Here is a 568-nt window from a genome sequence, read left to right as displayed (position 1 = left end):
TAATTCTATATTCCTACCACAAGAATACGTTGTATGTCAATTGAAACGGATTCACACGGCCGCCTCTACCTCTCGTCAGAGCTGCGGAAAAAGTATGGCGAACGTTTCCACGTCGTCGAATATCAAGATCGCCTGGAGCTGATTCCGATTGAGGAGGATCCACTCGAAGCCGTTCGGGACGAGATCGGAGACTCGCTTGAAGACAAATCCGTCGCAGAACTTCGTGAAGACGCGCTTGAAAAAGCAAAGCAGGAGGTTGGTGCCGATCTCGGCCCCGAAAATCGAGACTCTGAGGACGCGGCCGAATGACTGTCTTCGTCGAGACTGATTTCCTTCTCGCAGTCGCTAAAGACGACGACTGGCTGCAGGAACGTGCCGAGGCAGTCCTCGCAGAGCAGGACGTCGTTACGTCTCCATTCTCGTACTTGGAGATCCTACTCGTGTTCGATCGCGAGGAGTACGATTACGTCCGGTTGTTCGCGAACCTTCTCGAAGTTGTTCCCGTCAGTAGCGACGAAGAGCGACAGATCGTGTTGAAAGCCGTCGGGTACTACGAAGACGGGATGAC

The 568-nt window shown here is 53.2% G+C and carries 2 protein-coding genes; both read left to right on the top strand.

Annotated elements, in window-relative coordinates; all coding sequences use genetic code 11:
* Positions 1-33 precede the first annotated feature (33 nt).
* Positions 34-309, top strand: a complete 276-nt coding sequence (locus tag DEQ92_RS21585) for an AbrB/MazE/SpoVT family DNA-binding domain-containing protein (RefSeq protein ID WP_115821763.1) — start codon at positions 34-36, stop codon at positions 307-309.
* Positions 306-568, top strand: a 263-nt coding sequence (locus DEQ92_RS21580) for a PIN domain nuclease (protein ID WP_115821762.1), incomplete at its 3' end; no start/stop codon positions are given. The genes DEQ92_RS21585 and DEQ92_RS21580, both read left to right, overlap by 4 nt.

Origin of the sequence: Haloferax sp. Atlit-6N, from assembly GCF_003383195.1 — an archaeon.
In the GTDB taxonomy this organism is placed as follows: Archaea; Halobacteriota; Halobacteria; order Halobacteriales; family Haloferacaceae; genus Haloferax; species Haloferax gibbonsii.
This window is presented reverse-complemented; position numbering and strand designations above follow the sequence as displayed.

What these genes read in the sequence shown, in the direction of transcription:
- DEQ92_RS21585 (WP_115821763.1), top strand. Translation starts at nt 34, where the DNA reads ATGTCAATTGAAACGGATTCACACGGCCGCCTCTACCTCTCGTCAGAG.